The organism is Arthrobacter sp. NtRootA1, from assembly GCF_019976975.1.
Classification (GTDB): domain Bacteria; phylum Actinomycetota; class Actinomycetes; order Actinomycetales; family Micrococcaceae; genus Arthrobacter; species Arthrobacter aromaticivorans.
Window position 1 is genome coordinate 1,129,068 of record NZ_AP024630.1, and the last position, 15,166, is coordinate 1,144,233.

The 15,166-nt window shown below is 63.8% G+C and carries 16 protein-coding genes; 14 read left to right on the plus strand and 2 right to left on the minus strand.

All coding sequences use genetic code 11. The annotated features are described in order from the left end of the window. Positions 1-82 precede the first annotated feature (82 nt). The 7 genes from LDN90_RS05325 (at position 83) to LDN90_RS05355 (ending at position 5,322) form a co-directional block, all read left to right on the plus strand. Positions 83-700 carry a rhodanese-like domain-containing protein gene (locus LDN90_RS05325; RefSeq protein ID WP_223948237.1) on the plus strand — a complete coding sequence of 206 codons (618 nt, stop codon included), beginning with the start codon at positions 83-85 and terminating at the stop codon, positions 698-700. Next, entirely contained in the window at positions 697-1,455 is a 759-nt protein-coding gene (locus LDN90_RS05330; RefSeq protein WP_223948238.1) for a sulfite exporter TauE/SafE family protein, read from the plus strand. Before LDN90_RS05325 ends, LDN90_RS05330 begins: the two co-directional genes overlap by 4 nt. Positions 1,456-1,477: 22 nt before the next feature. Beyond that, positions 1,478-1,819 carry a rhodanese-like domain-containing protein gene (locus tag LDN90_RS05335; RefSeq protein ID WP_223948239.1) on the plus strand — a complete coding sequence of 114 codons (342 nt, stop codon included), beginning with the start codon at positions 1,478-1,480 and terminating at the stop codon, positions 1,817-1,819. Positions 1,820-1,982: 163 nt separating this feature from the next. Further along, the gene (locus LDN90_RS05340; protein ID WP_223948240.1) at positions 1,983-3,383 is read left to right on the plus strand and encodes an MBL fold metallo-hydrolase; all 1,401 of its coding nucleotides are present in this window, start codon (positions 1,983-1,985) and stop codon (positions 3,381-3,383) included. A gap of 196 nt (positions 3,384-3,579) precedes the next feature. Next, the gene (locus LDN90_RS05345; RefSeq protein ID WP_223948241.1) at positions 3,580-3,936 is read left to right on the plus strand and encodes a metalloregulator ArsR/SmtB family transcription factor; all 357 of its coding nucleotides are present in this window, start codon (positions 3,580-3,582) and stop codon (positions 3,934-3,936) included. A 23-nt stretch (positions 3,937-3,959) separates the two neighbouring features. Continuing rightward, entirely contained in the window at positions 3,960-4,940 is a 981-nt protein-coding gene (locus tag LDN90_RS05350; protein WP_223948242.1) for a TIGR03086 family metal-binding protein, read from the plus strand. A 43-nt stretch (positions 4,941-4,983) separates the two neighbouring features. Further along, a complete protein-coding gene (locus LDN90_RS05355) occupies positions 4,984-5,322 on the plus strand; it encodes a YciI family protein (RefSeq protein ID WP_216924715.1) in 339 nt (112 codons plus the stop codon). 10 nt (positions 5,323-5,332) lie between these two features. On the opposite strand, the gene helR is transcribed toward LDN90_RS05355, so the two are convergent. Next, the gene (gene helR, locus LDN90_RS05360; RefSeq protein ID WP_223948243.1) at positions 5,333-7,525 is read right to left on the minus strand and encodes an RNA polymerase recycling motor ATPase HelR; all 2,193 of its coding nucleotides are present in this window, start codon (positions 7,523-7,525) and stop codon (positions 5,333-5,335) included. A gap of 365 nt (positions 7,526-7,890) precedes the next feature. Here helR and LDN90_RS05365 point away from each other — a divergent pair, with 365 nt between their 5' ends. Genes LDN90_RS05365 through LDN90_RS05375 form a run of 3 tightly spaced genes read left to right on the plus strand, consistent with a single transcriptional unit; the run spans position 7,891 to position 10,385 of the window. Next, entirely contained in the window at positions 7,891-8,883 is a 993-nt protein-coding gene (locus LDN90_RS05365) for an NADP-dependent oxidoreductase (RefSeq protein ID WP_223948244.1), read from the plus strand. Between the two features lie 35 nt (positions 8,884-8,918). Beyond that, entirely contained in the window at positions 8,919-9,764 is an 846-nt protein-coding gene (locus tag LDN90_RS05370) for an alpha/beta hydrolase (RefSeq protein WP_223948245.1), read from the plus strand. A gap of 12 nt (positions 9,765-9,776) precedes the next feature. Further along, a complete protein-coding gene (locus LDN90_RS05375; RefSeq protein ID WP_223948246.1) occupies positions 9,777-10,385 on the plus strand; it encodes a TetR/AcrR family transcriptional regulator in 609 nt (202 codons plus the stop codon). 18 nt (positions 10,386-10,403) lie between these two features. Here the strand turns inward: LDN90_RS05375 and LDN90_RS05380 are convergent, their stop codons facing one another. Next, positions 10,404-10,811: a hypothetical protein gene (locus tag LDN90_RS05380; RefSeq protein WP_216924724.1), complete on the minus strand. Its 408-nt coding sequence runs from the start codon at positions 10,809-10,811 to the stop codon at positions 10,404-10,406. A gap of 253 nt (positions 10,812-11,064) precedes the next feature. Here LDN90_RS05380 and LDN90_RS05385 point away from each other — a divergent pair, with 253 nt between their 5' ends. The 4 genes from LDN90_RS05385 to LDN90_RS05400 all read left to right on the plus strand — a co-directional run bounded on the left by LDN90_RS05385 (position 11,065) and on the right by LDN90_RS05400 (position 15,002). After that, complete coding sequence (locus tag LDN90_RS05385) at positions 11,065-11,370, plus strand: heavy-metal-associated domain-containing protein (protein ID WP_223948247.1); 306 nt, start codon at positions 11,065-11,067, stop codon at positions 11,368-11,370. Between the two features lie 65 nt (positions 11,371-11,435). Then, on the plus strand, positions 11,436-13,619 hold the full coding sequence (locus tag LDN90_RS05390; RefSeq protein WP_223948248.1) for a copper-translocating P-type ATPase: 2,184 nt from the start codon (positions 11,436-11,438) through the stop codon (positions 13,617-13,619). Positions 13,620-13,736: 117 nt separating this feature from the next. After that, positions 13,737-14,201, plus strand: a complete 465-nt coding sequence (locus LDN90_RS05395; protein WP_223948249.1) for a hypothetical protein — start codon at positions 13,737-13,739, stop codon at positions 14,199-14,201. A 174-nt stretch (positions 14,202-14,375) separates the two neighbouring features. Beyond that, complete coding sequence (locus LDN90_RS05400) at positions 14,376-15,002, plus strand: DUF305 domain-containing protein (RefSeq protein ID WP_223948250.1); 627 nt, start codon at positions 14,376-14,378, stop codon at positions 15,000-15,002. Positions 15,003-15,166 lie beyond the last annotated feature (164 nt).

Sequence of the window (15,166 nt, forward strand, 5' to 3'; positions counted from 1 at the left end):
CCCCGCGGGTGTTTTGACTACCCCCGGGGGTATCTGTAATACTCGGTGGGGTATCCACCCGACCCCTTTCGAGAGGCCAGTCATGACTTCTTCTTACCCGGCGCCAGCCGTTACCGCACTCGCTCCCGAAGCTCTGCAGTCCTGGATCAAAGAACACCAGGATCTCGTGGTCATTGATGTCCGCTCCGCTGCCGAATTCGAGTCCATGCACATCCGCGGCTCCTACAACGTGCCGCTTCCGCTGCTGTCCGAGCACACCGACGAACTCGCAGCCCGGCTGGGCTCCCGTGTTGTCCTGGTGTGCCAGTCCGGCGTCCGCGCCGAGGAGGCACGCCAACGCCTCGCCTCGGCCGGAATCGACACCGCCTACGTGCTCACCGGCGGGGCACCCGGGTTCGCTGCTGCCGGCGGTGACGTGGTCAAGGGCAAGGGCCGCTGGGACCTCGAACGGCAGGTCCGCCTGGTGGCAGGCTCCCTCGTAATGCTGGGCCTTGCCGGCGGCAAGTTCGTCTCCCCAAAAATCAGGACGGTTGCCGGCGTTATCGGCGCCGGCCTGACCTTCTCGGCCGCGACCAACACCTGCGCCATGGGCAAAGCCATCTCAGCATTGCCATGGAACAAGGCAACCAAGGAACCCACTCGCGAAAGCGCCATCCTGCAACTTCCCGCACAGACGGCCGTAGAGGACGCCGCGGCATGATCCCGGCCCTGGGTCTGGGGCTCGTCGTCGGCGTCGTACTGGGTGTTGTGGGCGGCGGCGGGTCCATCATCGCCGTGCCGGCCCTGGTGTACGGCGTGGGCATGAGCCCCGCCCAGGCCATTCCCACCTCGCTGGTGGTAGTGGGCGTATCCTCGCTTGCCGCCCTGCTGCCCCGCATCCGCGAGGGCCTGAACTGGCCCGTGATTGCGCTGGTCGGTGCTGCCGGGATCCCGGCAGCCTGGACCGGCGCGGCCGTGGGCAAGCTGCTGGATCCCAACATCCTGATGCTGGCGTTCGCCGTGATCATGGTGGCCGCGGGCATCCGTATGCTCATGAAATCCCGCGAAACTGAGGGATCCTGCAGCACCGGGCCACACCGGGCGTTCCGGTCCTGCGCCCCGAAGGCCGTGGGCGTGGGCCTGCTTGTCGGGTTCCTGACCGGACTGCTCGGCGTGGGCGGCGGCTTCCTCATCACACCCGCACTGACCATCTTCCTGGGTCTGCGCATGAAACAGGCCATCGGCACCTCGCTGGCAATCATCTTCGTCAACTCCGCCGCCGGCTTTAGCGCTCACGCCGCCGGCTACACCATCGACTGGGCCACCACCCTGGCATTCGCGGTCCCTGCTGTCCTGGGGTCCATCGTCGCGGCCCGGTTCGCCCGTCGGCTGCACGACAAACACATCCGCATCTCATTCGCGGTGCTCATCTTCGCCGTCGCGGCATGGGTCACCGCCGGCACCGTCACCGCCTGACTCAACCCGACAGGAGAACACCATGGGACTGATCGACTCCCTCAAGAAGGCCTTCAACAAGCCATACAAGACCATTTCGGTGGCGCAGGCCAAAGAACTCCTGACCGCTGGCGCCACACTCCTCGACGTCAGGTCTACCCAGGAGTGGCGGACCGGCCGGGCGCAGCAGGCCAAGCACATTCCCCTGGACCGGCTGCAAACCAACACCTCCGGGATCCAGAAGACCGGACCGGTCATAGCCATCTGCGCCTCCGGCGTACGCTCCGCGTCCGCCGCCCGGCTCCTCGCCGACAAGGGGTACGACGCCTACTCCGTGCGCGGCGGCATGGCCGCCTGGCGCCAGGCCGGCGAACCCGTCCGCTAACAACCCACAACGTAACCACAAGTACCGCGCCGGTGCCGGCCACGAGCACGCCTGACCCCTGGGTCGAGCATGCCCATAGCGCCCGCTACATGAGACCCCGCAGGGTATCCAAACTCGTTTCAGAACAACCTCCAAATCCCCTTTCACTGAAGGAGAGCACCAGATGCTTATCGAGCGCATTTACGACGAAGACCTCGCGCAGGCCAGCTACGTCATTGGCTGCCAGGCCAAAGGTGAAGCCATCGTGGTGGACGGCCGCCGCGACATCGCCGTCTACCGGGACCTGGCCGCGAAGAACGGCATGAAGATCGTGGCCGTCACCGAAACCCACATCCACGCCGACTACCTCTCCGGCACCCGCGAACTGGCCGCAGCCACCGGCGCCACTATCTATGTTTCCGGCGAGGGCGGCGCGGACTGGCAGTACGGGTTCGACGGCGAGCGGCTCTACGACGGCGACACCATCACCCTGGGCAACATCAGCATCAAGGCCCTCCACACCCCCGGGCACACCCCGGAACACCTGTCCTTCCTGGTGACCGACGGCGCGTTCAGCGACCAGCCCGGCTACCTGCTCTCCGGCGACTTCGTGTTCTCCGGCGACCTTGGCCGGCCGGACCTGCTGGACGAAGCAGCCGGCGGCATCGACACGCGCTTCGAAGGGGCCAAGCAGCTCTTCGCCAGCCTGCGGGAAAAGTTCCTGACCCTTCCGGATTACGTCCAGGTCCACCCCGCCCACGGCGCAGGCAGTGCCTGTGGCAAGGCCCTCGGCGCAATCCCGTCATCCACTGTGGGCTACGAACGTCTCTACGCCTGGTGGGGCCCATACCTCGCCGCCAACGATGAACAGGGCTTCATCGACGAACTCCTCGACGGCCAGCCCGACGCGCACGCCTACTTCGGCCGGATGAAGCGCGAAAACCGTGAAGGCCCTGCCGTTATGGGCGAACGCTCCCCGTTGCCTGAGCTGTCAACCGACACCGTCGCAGCGGGGCTGGCTGCTGACACTCTGACCTTCATCGACACCCGCTCCAACAGCGAGGTCCACGAAGGCACTGTCGTCCGGTCCCTGAACGTTCCTGCCGGCAAGTCCGTTGCCAGCTTCGGCGCCTGGGTCGTCAACCCGGAGACGGACAATAACCCTCTCGTGCTGCTGGCCCGGGATCAGGAACAGGCGCACGGCATGTGGGACCACCTGATACGCGTGGGCATCGACAACGTCGCCGGCTACGTCACCGGCATCCAAGGCCTTCCCGCGTTCACGCCCAAGCTGATCCAGGCCGAAGACCTCAAGGATTTCGACCCGGCCATGGTTCTGGATGTGCGCAACCGCAGCGAGCACATCGGGGGCAACATCCCCGGCTCCTACCAGCTCAGTGGCGGCCGCGTGATGTGGCACCTGGACAAGCTCCCCGCCGATGGCACCATCGTGACGTACTGTCAGTCGGGCGTCCGTAACTCCGTGGCCGCCAGCGCCCTGCGCCGTGCCGGGTACGACGTCGTCGAACTCGACGGCAGCTACGCGGCCTGGAGCGCGTGGAAGAACAGCGTCCCCGCAGCCTAACCAGGCACGTAAACCTCAAGACCGCCCGGGCAGGATCCCCTCCTGCCCGGGCCTCCTACATGCCCGCAATGCCCGGCAGAACATTTCCCCGCCACACCACCGGTTCGACAAGGGCAGTGCTTGGTTTGCGGCAGAACCTTGCCCAGTTCATGCTGCTGGCCGCCCACAAGGTCAACACCCCTTGCTTAATGCGTTAGTGATCACTAACGTATTATTTGTGTTGGATGCCCTGGAGATAGCTGCCGAGCCGAATCGGCGTCGGCTGCTTCACCTCCTGGCGGGCAGCGAGCAGGCGGTCAGCGATTTGGCGGCTCATTTCGACGTCAGCCGATCCGCGGTTTCACAGCACCTGTTGTTGTTGGAGAAAGCGGGCCTGGTGATGGCCCGCAAGGAGGGGAGAAACAGGTACTACAGGCTCGATCCCCAGGGGATGGGCAGGCTCCGGGATCTTGTTTCCCAGTTCTGGACCAACGAACTGGACCTCCTTGCATCCGATGCCGCCGTTCTTGCCCTACGGCGGGGCAACCAGCATCAACAACAGCCCGACCACTAATAACTTCCAAGGCGAGGACGCACATGAGTTTCGATAAAACCATCCACCTGCCGGTCACAGCCGACGAGGCCTTCGCCCTCATCACCCAGCCTGAACGACTACGGCGCTGGCAAACGGTCGCAGCCAGGGTGGACCTCCGGATCGGTGGGGATTTCCGCTGGACCGTTACTCCCGGCCACAATGCCTCCGGAACCTTCCAGGAAATCGAACCGGGCAAGCGCGTCGTCTTCACGTGGGGTTGGGAGGGCGGGGGCGATCTGCCGCCGGGTGCCTCGACCGTTAGCATCACTTTGGAGCCCGACGCCGACGGTACTTCCCTCCGTTTCCTGCATGAGGGACTCACCGAGGAGCAGGAAACATCCCACGCGATGGGCTGGAACCACTACCTGGATCGTCTGCTGGCTGAGGCTTCAGCGAAGGACGGCGCTGGCCGCGACGAGTGGGCATGGGCACCCGACCCCATCAACCAGCTGAGCTCGGCTGACGCAGCCTTGGCGATCCTTCTTGGCGTTCTGCGCAACGTCACTCCTGAAGACACAGCGAAGGCAACGCCATGCGAGGACTTCAACGTCAGCGAGTTGCTGGACCACTTGGCAGGATCGCTGAAGGGCATCGGCCGTGCGCTCGGTGCGGCACCCGTGGACCCTAGGGAAGAGTCCCCGGAGGTGCGGATTGCTGAGCTGGCCCAGCCCGCGCTGGAAGCTTTCAGCAACCGCGGCCTTGAAGGCACCGTCGATATGGGCTTCGCCGAATTGCCGGCGACCACGGTTGCCGGAATCCTGAACCTCGAACTGCTCGTCCATGCCTGGGACTTCGCCAAGGCGACGGGACAGCAAGTGGAGGTGTCCGACGTCGTCAGCGATTACGTGACGGAACTTGCCCGGCAGACCATCTCCGAGCAGGTCCGCTCCGGCGGCAGCTTCGCGCCAGAGCAGCCGACGGCGGAGACAGCCAGCAGCCTGGAACGGCTCGTAGCCTTCACCGGCCGCACTGTCACTCTCTAAACCCTCCTCAACCCAAGAACAAAAGCAGGAAAGAAGGACCATCATGTCCAAGTTCGTTTTCATCTATCACGCACCCATGACCCCCGCAGAGGCCGCCCCGCCGTCACCGGATGACATGGCAGCCGTCATGGGGGAGTGGAACGCCTGGGGTGCCAAGGTGGGCGATCGTCTGGTGGACTTCGGCACGCCGCTGGCCAACGGAGTCCGCGTGGCCTCCGATGGCAGCACGTCGCCCAGCCAGCGTGAAGTGGCGGGCTACAGCATCATCGAAGCCGACAACATGGATGCCGCCGTCGAGCTCGCCAAAGTCCACCCGCACCTGAACATGCCCGGTGGCTGCGAGATCGAAGTCCACGAAGCGCAGGAGATCCCCGGAATGTAGCTCGCGTTCCTCAGCGGGTGCCGTGGGTCCGCTCAGCCGTAGTGAGGATGATCAGCTGCTGGGTGGCCCTGGTCATCGCGACATAGCGGTCCACGGCTCCTTCGATGCCCGTACCGAAATCCTCCGGATCAATCACGACTACGAGGTCGAACTCCAGGCCCTTCGATAGTTCCGGTGCAAGCCAGCGGAGGCGTGGCGACGCTGGGGACGAGCCGCGTCCGGCGTCGTTCTTGCTGATGACGCAAGCGATTCCTTCGGCGTGCGCATCGAGCCACGTGGTGAGGACCGAGTCCAGGTCTGCAACGGATCCGTGGATGACCGGGAGGTCGCTGCTCCGGATGGACGTGGGGACGTTGGCGTCGGGGAGGGCGGCCTTGATAACGGGTTCAGCCTCGGCCATGACTTCCTCGGTCGTGCGGTAGTTGATGCTGAGATGGGTCAGGTTCACGTTGCTCAGCCCGACGCGGTCCAGCCGTTCCTGCCAGGACTCAGTGAATCCGTGCCTGGCCTGCGCGCGGTCACCGACGATCGTGAAGCTCCGGGACGGGCAGCGTTGCAGGAGCATCTGCCACTGGGCGTCGGTCAGTTCTTGGGCCTCGTCCACCACCACATGGGCGAACGGTCCCGCGAGCTGGTCCGGGTCCGCGATCAACACTGACTCGTCCAGGAGCTTCTCCTGCATGTCCTCGCCGCGCAGCATGGACATGACCAGCATTTCGGAATCGTCAGCAGCCACGAGGTCTTCCACCACGCGGTCCATGAGCTCACGCTCGGCAGCGGCTTCCGCCTTCTGGCGTCGCCTTCGCTTGGACGCTTCAGGATCGCCCAGCCGTTGGCGGGCTGCGTCCAGGAGGGGCAAATCGGACACAGTCCAAGCGTGCGGTTCGGACCGCTGAAGCTTCCCCAGTTCATCAGCACTGAGCCAAGGGGCGCACAGACGCAGGTACGCCGGTACCCGCCAAAGGTCGGCCACGAGATCCGTGTAATGAAGCAGCGGCCATGCCCGGTTGAACGCGTCCACCAGGTCCGGATTCTGCGCAAAGGACCGCCGAAGCAAGTCCTCTGGAACTTCGTCCGTATCGAACTTGTCCACCAAAATGGTGAGCAGTTCCTCCCAGACTTCCTCGCGCGCCTCATTGTGGGGAGTGCCTGGTGTCGGCACGTCGAACGCCTCCGCCCAGTCATCTGCGCTCAGCCAGACGTCGGCCCAAGGCGTCTCGACTTCCATGCCCTCCTTCGGCGGTGACTCGTAGAACCTCACCGCCGGCTCGATCGCCTTCACGAGGTTCGCCGAAGATTTCAGACCGGCAACCTCGTCGTCCTCGAGGGCAGCGTCGGCTCCCTCAGGCACGAGGTCCCTCAGCGTGCAGGTCTGCACGCCCTCTTCACCAAGGCTGGGGAGGACATCTGCAACGTACGCCAGGAACGGCCAGTGAGGGCCGACGAACAGCACGCCGCCCCTGCGGTGACCCAGCCGGGGGTCCGCGTAGAGGAGATACGCGGCGCGGTGCAAGGCGACCACAGTCTTACCTGTACCGGGACCGCCGTCGACCACTAACGCGCCCCGGGAAGATGCGCGGATAATGGCGTCCTGGTCCGCTTGGATGGTGCCCAGCACGTCCCGCATCCGCGCAGAGCGGCTGCTGCCCAGGCTGGCGATGAACGCCGAAAGATCTTCAAGCGCAGCGGTGCCGCCGGGCAGTTCTGCCGTGGCCGGGTCCGCGGTGAAAGCCTCGTCCCAGTAGTCGGTGATCCGTCCCCGGGTCCAGCGATAACGACGTCGGGCTGCCAGGCCCATGGGGTTGGCGTGGGTGGCTCCGAAGAACGGCTCGGCGGCGGGGGAGCGCCAGTCGACAAGCAGCCTGCGGCCGTCACTGTCCGTGAGCCCGAGTCGGCCAATGTAGAGCGGTTCCGTGTCGCCGGCGGGGACAACGCGACCCAGACAGAGGTCCAGCCCGAAGCGACGCAGTGCACGAAGCCTCCCGGTTAGCCGACGGGTTTCAACGTCCTTCTCCACGGCCTCCTGGCCGAAGCGGCTTGGGGCTTTGCGTATGGCATCGAGCTGATCGGACAGCTGGGAGATGGTCTGTTCAAGGCTTTCAGCGATGGCTGCGAAGTGCTGCTCATCGGCAGCGATCAGGGCTGGATCTGCTTTGGGTGCGAGGTGCTCGGGAAGGTTGAACGCGCTGGTTGTGAGAGGCACGCTGTCAGCTCCTTTCTGGGCTGATGGCGCCGGAACCGCGCGTCTGAAACAGCGCGTACTTCCGGCGTCGGCTCTCAATTTTGCAGCAACCCCTGGGCCTTGCGGCAAGCCCCCCGGTGCCGTATAGATTGAAAGTGAGGAGGCACAACGTGTCTCCTTTTTTCGTGCCTTTTTGCTGGGAAGCACTGTTGATCATGAGGCCTGTGGCTCCCGGACCCTTTTTGGGCCAGGAGTGGCCCAAAATCAACCCCGATCAGCGGCAAAGTGACCGCGGCCAACCAAAACAGGTCAGGAGGCGCTCTTGACTTAAGAACTGAGTACACTCAGAATTGAGTCAACTCAGTTATCTAATCTGGAGAGCACCAATGAGAGCCTTCGTCCTCAATAAATACAAACAACCCTTGCAAGAGGTTGACGTTCCCGAGCCCGTAGTCGGCGAGCATGACGTCCTTGTGCAGGTGAAGGCGGCCGGCCTGAACCAGTTGGACGAGAAGATCCGGCAGGGGGAGTTCAAGCAGGTTCTCCCGTACAGGCTTCCGCTGATCCTTGGCAATGACCTCGCCGGAGTCGTGGTCAGTGTTGGTGCGAAAGTACGGTCCTTCAAGCCGGGGGATGAGGTGTTCGCCCGTCCCAACAAGGACCGCATCGGCACGTTTGCCGAGCGGATCGCTGTGGCAGAGTCGGACCTTGCCATCAAGCCGGCGTCGATCAGCATGGACGAAGCGGGATCCCTGCCACTTGTGGCCCTGACCGCCTGGCAGGCGCTCGTTGAACGCGGCAACGTTGGCCCGGGCCAGAAGGTCCTGATCCATGCGGGAGCCGGGGGAGTGGGCTCCATTGCGATCCAGCTGGCCAAGTATCTTGGCGCCATGGTTGCCACGACGGTCAGCGCCGGAAACGCGGACTTTGTCCGCGAGCTCGGGGCGGACGTGGTGATTGATTACCGGACGGAGGACTTTGCGGAGATCCTCCAAGGCTACGATCTCGTTCTGGATAGCCTCGGCGGCGAGAATCTGGAGAGGTCGCTGAAAGTCCTCAAGCCGGGCGGTAAGGCAATCGGCATCTCAGGGCCGCCGGATCCCGGCTTTGCCGAAGAGCTCGGAGCAAACGCCGTGATGAAGGGCGCTGTGGCGCTCATTAGTGCGGGCATCCGGCGTAAGGCCCGTCGTCTCGGCGTCACCTACGAGTTCCTTTTCATGCGCGCCAACGGCAGCCAGCTCCGGGAGATTGCCGCGCTCATCGATGCCGGGGAAATCCGTCCCGTTGTCGGCCGGGTAGTCCCGTTCGACCAGACGCCGGACGTCCTTGCCGAGCTGGACAAGGGCGGCGTTCGCGGCAAAACAGTCGTCAGCCACTGATCAAACCGAATACTCAACAAGTCAGGACAAACCTCATGAGCAAAGTCATCACCGCTTACAAGGACGCGCCGGGCAGCACAGTTACCGCTGGCGGCGTCACCTACAGTTACCGTGAGCTGGGTCAGAAGGGTGGAATCCCCGTCGTTTTCCTGGTCCACCTCGCCGCGACAATGGACAACTGGGATCCGCTCGTCATCGACCCCATCGCCGAGAAGCACCACGTGATCACCTTCAGCAACCGTGGTGTCGGTGCCACAACCGGCAACGTTCCGGGCACCATCGAGGAGATGGCTGAGGACGCGGCGACCTTCATCAAAGCGCTCGGGTACGAGAAAGTAGACCTCTTTGGATTCTCGCTCGGAGGCATGATTGCCCAGGCTTTGGTGGTCAAATACCCGGAGTTGGTGCGGAAGCTGGTCCTTGCCGGCACAGGTCCTGCAGGTGGGAAGGGCATCGACAAGGTGGCTCGCGTCACCTACTACGACGTCCTGCGAGCCACGCTGACCCGGCAGGACCCGAAGGAATTTCTGTTTTTCAACCGCAATGCCGCGGGCAAGCCCGCCGCGAGGGCATTTATCCAGCGCCTCAACGAGCGCACCGCCAATCGGGACGCACCCATCAAAACCAAGGCTTTCCAGACGCAACTGAAGGCCATCAAGAAGTGGGGCCGCAAGGAACCGGCCAACCTGGGCGCCATCACCCAGCCGACACTCATCGCCAACGGCGACAACGACCGCATGGTTCCGTCCCGGCTCTCCGACGATATGCACCTCCGGATTCCGGGCAGTGAACTGGTCATCTACCCGGATTCAGGGCATGGCGGCATCTTCCAGTACCACCAGGAGTTCGTCCCCGTCGCCCTCGAATTCCTGGGCCGCTGATACGGTATTTGAATGCAGGCTGTGCCCCAGACCCTTGGCCGACGTGAGCGGAATAAGCAGGAAAAGCTTGACCGGATCACCGCCGCGGCCCGCGAGCTCTTCACCCAGTACGGCGTAGACGAGGTCACCACCCAGCAAGTGGCGGAAAAGGCCGACGTCGGATCGGGAACCTTGTTCTTGTACGCCAAGACGAAGGCGGAGCTGCTTCTCCTGGTCCACAACGTCAAATACGCCGAAGCGCTCAACTCGGGCGTCGCCGCCGCGGAACAGGAAGAAGCTGTCCTTGACGGGATCATGGCGATCATCCGGCCCATCATCAAATGCAACCGGGTCCAGATCGAGAACGGCCGGACCTACTTGAAAGAGATCGTCTTCGGCGATCCGACCGAACCCCACCATGCGGAGGCACTTGCGCTGACCATCCGCACGGAAGCCGCCATCGCGGAGGTGTTGGGCCGGGATGAGCAATTGACGGCTCGGGACCCAGGGAAAATTGCCCGCGTCATCTCGGCGATCATGTTCGTCAGCATGAGCTCTTCCGCCAATAGTGGTCTCACTGACGAGCAAGTCGGAGATGAGATCCGCGATCAGATCAACGCGGTTTTGGCCACGCGAAGCTAGCTGCCGCAGGGACGGTCTTTAGTGGGAGTGCCCGTGTCCGTGGTGGTCGTGGTCGCCTTCGGTCTTCATTCCCGCAGCCGCTGCAAGATGGCTCCAGCCTGCGTCGCTCAGCGCATGGTAGGCGATATGGAGTTCCTTGGCAGGCTCGGCCACGGCGGCCGTGTCCCGCCTTTCAAGGACAGCGATCAACTCTTCGGCCGCATGGGTGAACCGGTCGGCAGCGGCCTGCAGGTCCACCGGCCAAGTAGTCGCTGCGACGGCGATGTGTGCGTTGCGGATTAATGCAGCCCAGTTCCGGTCGATCTTTGGGTCCGGGCCGGTGAGAGTCGTTGCGATCCCATGGAATCCAACGTTGTCGATATAAGCCAGCGAGGCCAGCAACCCGGCCGGTGTCACCGGCTGTGCGCCTGTGTCTGACGAGTCCATCGCAGCCTCCAACACGTTCTCCCTCCAAGGATGCCTCCAAGGCTTCACCTGCTCAAGAGCCGCAGGACGGGCGTGCTCAAAGCGGTTCTTCGGAGAGAGGCGTATCACGCTTGGGGAACCTTGCATGAATATACCCCCTAGGGGTATATTCATGGTGTTGTCAGTGAAGTGGTATGTCCCGGAGGGTTCTCCCTCTTTCACAGCCGTTCAACCCCAGCACTCCATCGCAAATCTGCAAAGGAATGGAACTGACATGCAAATATCCTCCCGCACTGAATTGCCGCTGACCGCGACGTCCTCCTCCGGCTGCGGTCGCTGCTCCACGGAAGCGCGCGTCGTTCCGCCCACTTCAACGGATGTTGAGCTCGGCGTAGAAGGGCTGACCTGTGGAGGCTGCGTCGGCCGCCTTAAGCGCGCGGTCAAAGACGTGGACGGCGTGGACGCCGCCGCGATCGAGCTCGTCGCCGGCGGAGTTTCCCGCCTGCTGATTACCGGATCCCCCGAATTGGCTGCGGTCCATGACGCTGTCAGGTACGCCGGTTACGCCCTGACCCGCTAGTCCACGCATCACGGCCTGCGCGGCCTGAGAGGGCGATGCGCGCCATCGTTTCTGCAGGAGCACACATGAAAGAGCACATCCATTCGGCTTCACTGGCCGGCGAAGCTGACCCACACCACGCCAACCACCATCACCAGCAACCCGGAGCTACCTCGGGAGAACACAGCGAACATCAGGACCATTCCGGTGGCCATGGTGGCCATGGTGGCCATGAGGGCCACGGCGCTGCGCGGGGTCAGGACGACCACGCAGTGCATAGCCACGGCCAGCACGCCGGGCACAGCACGGCCATGTTCAAGGACCGCTTCTGGCTGACTCTGGCCCTATCCGTCCCAGTGGTGTTTTTCAGCCCGATGTTCGCCCACCTTCTGGGCTACATGCCTCCGGAGTTCCCCGGATCGGCCTGGATTCCACCGGTACTCGGCACTGTAATCTTCCTCTACGGGGGCCAGCCGTTCCTTAGGGGAGGACTCAGCGAGCTGAAGTCCCGCAAACCCGGCATGATGCTGCTGATTGCCATGGCCATTAGCGTCGCGTTCGTCGCTTCGTGGGCGACCAGCCTGCGGATCGGAAACTTCGACTTGGACTTCTGGTGGGAACTGGCGCTGCTGGTAGCCATCATGCTGCTGGGGCACTGGATCGAGATGCGCGCCCTCGGCTCCGCCCAAGGCGCGTTGGATGCACTCGCGGCCCTCCTGCCGGACGAGGCCGAACGCATCACTGGAGCGGGCGTGGAAACCGTTCCCGTCGCAGCCCTGCAAGCTGGTGACGTTGTACTGGTACGCTCCGGAGCCCGCTTGCCGGCCGACGGCACAGTAGTCGACGGACAGGCCGAATTCGACGAGTCCATGATCACCGGGGAATCCAAGACCGTCCTCCGGGTGGCAGGGGACTCTGTGGTTGCCGGAACTGTCGCCACCGATAACACTGTCAGGGTCCAGGTCACCGCCGTCGGGGAAGACACCGCACTCGCTGGGATCCAGCGTCTGGTTGCCGAAGCGCAGGCTTCATCATCCAAGGCTCAGGCGCTGGCGGACCGGGCAGCGGCATTCCTGTTCTACTTCGCAACCATCGCAGGTGTCATCACCTTCATCGCATGGGTCCTGATGGGCAACCTGCCGGAAGCCGTTACGCGCACCGTCACCGTGCTCGTGATCGCCTGCCCCCACGCCCTGGGTTTGGCGATCCCGCTGGTCATCGCGATTTCAACCGAACAGGCTGCGCGCGCCGGGGTTTTGATCAAGAACCGGATGGCCCTGGAACGGATGCGCACCATCGACGTCGTCCTGTTCGACAAGACCGGAACCCTGACCGAGGGCGAGCCCGCACTCAAGGACGCCGTCGCCGCCAAAGGCACCACCGTCGAGGAGCTGCTGGCTCTGGCCGCGGCCGTGGAGTCCGATAGCGAACACCCTGTGGCCCGCGCGATCGTTCGGGCCGCGAACGCGAAGGGACTCCAGCAGCCGGCAGCGACGGGTTTCAGCTCAATGACCGGCAGGGGCGTGCGGGCAACCGTTGACGGCCGGACTGTCCAGGTAGGCGGTCCGGCCCTGCTCCGGGAACTGGGCCTCACTGAACCTGAATGGCTCAGCGCCGCGACCCGGGCCTGGATGGATAGGGGCGCCGCCGTGTTGCACGTGGTTGACGGGGGCCGGATCTTGGGCGCGGTCAGCCTGGAAGACGCGATCCGCTGGGAATCCCGGCAGGCGGTCCAGGCCCTGCAAAGCCGGGGCGTGAGAGTTGGCATGATCACTGGTGACGCCAAACAGGTGGCCGACGCCGTTGGATCCGAATTGAACATTGACGAAGTTTTCGCTGAAGTCCTCCCGGCGGACAAGGACAAGAAAGTCGCCGAACTGCAGGCCCGTGGATTGAAGGTCGCGATGGTCGGCGATGGCGTGAACGACTCTCCCGCCTTGGCCCGGGCTGAGGTTGGCATCGCCATCGGAGCCGGCACGGACGTGGCCATGGAATCGGCCGGAGTGATCCTGGCCGGAAACGACCCACGTGCCGTCCTGTCCATGGTGGATCTGTCCAAGGCCAGTTACACCAAGATGTGGCAGAACCTGGTGTGGGCAACCGGGTACAACATCATCGCCGTGCCGCTGGCTGCAGGCGTGCTGGCCTTCGCGGGGATCGTCCTGTCTCCCGCCGCCGGGGCGGTACTGATGTCGGTCTCCACGATCGTGGTTGCCTTGAACGCCCAGCTGCTGCGCCGTGTGAAACTGAACCCCGCAGAGGTTCGTTAGCAGAGCCACCGGCCCCGGGCACCCTGAACAGGGCGGGGTGCCATGGGCCGGTAGGCTGAAACCGACCACGCTGACTCGGCACCATCGTTGACTCGTCACGGACAAGGAAGGACTGCTGTGGAACCACATCCGGCCATAACCAGATTCTTCCTCAGGGCAGGCCTTCTGGCCGCAGTGCTGGCGTTGATCGCCGGTTTGCTGGGTATGCACATCATGATCGGCCCCCACTCCATGCACACGGGCGTCATCACCACTGCGGCGGACTCGGCCCCTACGGCCGTCGCCGCCACTGGAGATGCCGCCGCCCACACCGGTCATATGGGCGCGGCGCAGTCCATGGGCGGAGAATCAGGCACGGTGCCGCTGGCGCAGTGTTCCTGCTCCGGGAACTGCCCAACTGCGCATGTGGCGGGCGGTTCGTGCATCCCATCAGTCGGGACCGGTGGTCTGGCTGCGCCGCTTCGGGACAACACAACCACAGCGCCTTCCACCTTCCAGTTCCAGGCCGAGTCTTCCGGCACACTGTGGTCTTACCTGCCCGGAAGTCCTTCACCGGGTGAATTGTCGATCAGCAGGACATAAACGGTCGCCTCGGCGCCCGAATGACAGGCTGCCCGCATGGTTGGGCTGCCCGGATGACCGGGCCTGCTCTTCTGCTGCTCGCAGGCAGCCACTGCCCAGCGGATTCTGCTGAGCATCACCAAAACTTTTCGCGTTGGCGCCTCGACGCCCACCCCTCCTTGTGAAGGACCATTTATGAACACCCGAAAGCTCTTGCCCCTGTCTGCAGTTGCCCTCGCGGCGGCTTTGGCCCTTGCCGGTTGCAGTACCGGAACCCCCGGATCGTCCGCGACCTCCATGCCGGGGATGGATCACGGCGCCATGAGCTCCTCCAGCCCCTCAGCGTCTGAGTCCTCCCAAGCTGTGGGCGACCACAATGCAGCGGACGTGATGTTTGCCCAGATGATGATTCCCCACCATGCGCAGGCTGTGGAAATGAGCGACATGATCCTGGCCAAGCAGGGCATCCCCAATGAAGTCAGCGCCCTCGCCACCCGAATTAAAAACGCTCAGGGACCGGAGATCGAGAAAATGACCTCTTGGTTGTCCGGCTGGAACCAGTCGACGCAGATGCCCGGCGGCCACAGCATGGAAGGCATGATGGGCGCTGACGACATGGCGAAACTCCAAGCAGCCCAAGGTGCAGACGCCGCAAAGCTGTTCCTGACCCAGATGATCGCCCACCACAAGGGTGCAGTGGTGATGGCCCAGACCGAAACCACGGGCGGGCAAAATGCTGATGCGGTGCAATTGGCCAAAGACATCGTGACCGCGCAGGAAGCCGAAATCAAGGAGATGCAGCAACTGCTGACCACCCTCTAAGCAATACCTTGGCTGTCGGCCCGAACAGGGCCGACAGCCGCTTGCTGCCTTGCTCCTCTGGTTCATCCAACAGCTCGGCTACCGCAACCGCGGGTCCAGCTCATTGTTAGAAGGCGCGGCCCACCAGTATCGAAGTCATCATCCTGCATATGGCAACGCGGACT

Coding starts and splice junctions, on each gene's coding strand:
- LDN90_RS05330 (WP_223948238.1), top strand. CDS start 697: ATGATCCCGGCCCTGGGTCTGGGGCTCGTCGTCGGCGTCGTACTGGGT.
- LDN90_RS05370 (WP_223948245.1), top strand. CDS start 8,919: ATGAGCAAAGTCATCACCGCTTACAAGGACGCGCCGGGCAGCACAGTT.
- LDN90_RS05400 (WP_223948250.1), top strand. CDS start 14,376: ATGAACACCCGAAAGCTCTTGCCCCTGTCTGCAGTTGCCCTCGCGGCG.
- LDN90_RS05325 (WP_223948237.1), top strand. CDS start 83: ATGACTTCTTCTTACCCGGCGCCAGCCGTTACCGCACTCGCTCCCGAA.
- LDN90_RS05380 (WP_216924724.1), bottom strand. CDS start 10,811: ATGGACTCGTCAGACACAGGCGCACAGCCGGTGACACCGGCCGGGTTG.
- LDN90_RS05350 (WP_223948242.1), top strand. CDS start 3,960: ATGAGTTTCGATAAAACCATCCACCTGCCGGTCACAGCCGACGAGGCC.
- LDN90_RS05340 (WP_223948240.1), top strand. CDS start 1,983: ATGCTTATCGAGCGCATTTACGACGAAGACCTCGCGCAGGCCAGCTAC.
- LDN90_RS05390 (WP_223948248.1), top strand. CDS start 11,436: ATGAAAGAGCACATCCATTCGGCTTCACTGGCCGGCGAAGCTGACCCA.
- LDN90_RS05335 (WP_223948239.1), top strand. CDS start 1,478: ATGGGACTGATCGACTCCCTCAAGAAGGCCTTCAACAAGCCATACAAG.
- LDN90_RS05355 (WP_216924715.1), top strand. CDS start 4,984: ATGTCCAAGTTCGTTTTCATCTATCACGCACCCATGACCCCCGCAGAG.
- LDN90_RS05375 (WP_223948246.1), top strand. CDS start 9,777: ATGCAGGCTGTGCCCCAGACCCTTGGCCGACGTGAGCGGAATAAGCAG.
- LDN90_RS05365 (WP_223948244.1), top strand. CDS start 7,891: ATGAGAGCCTTCGTCCTCAATAAATACAAACAACCCTTGCAAGAGGTT.
- LDN90_RS05385 (WP_223948247.1), top strand. CDS start 11,065: ATGCAAATATCCTCCCGCACTGAATTGCCGCTGACCGCGACGTCCTCC.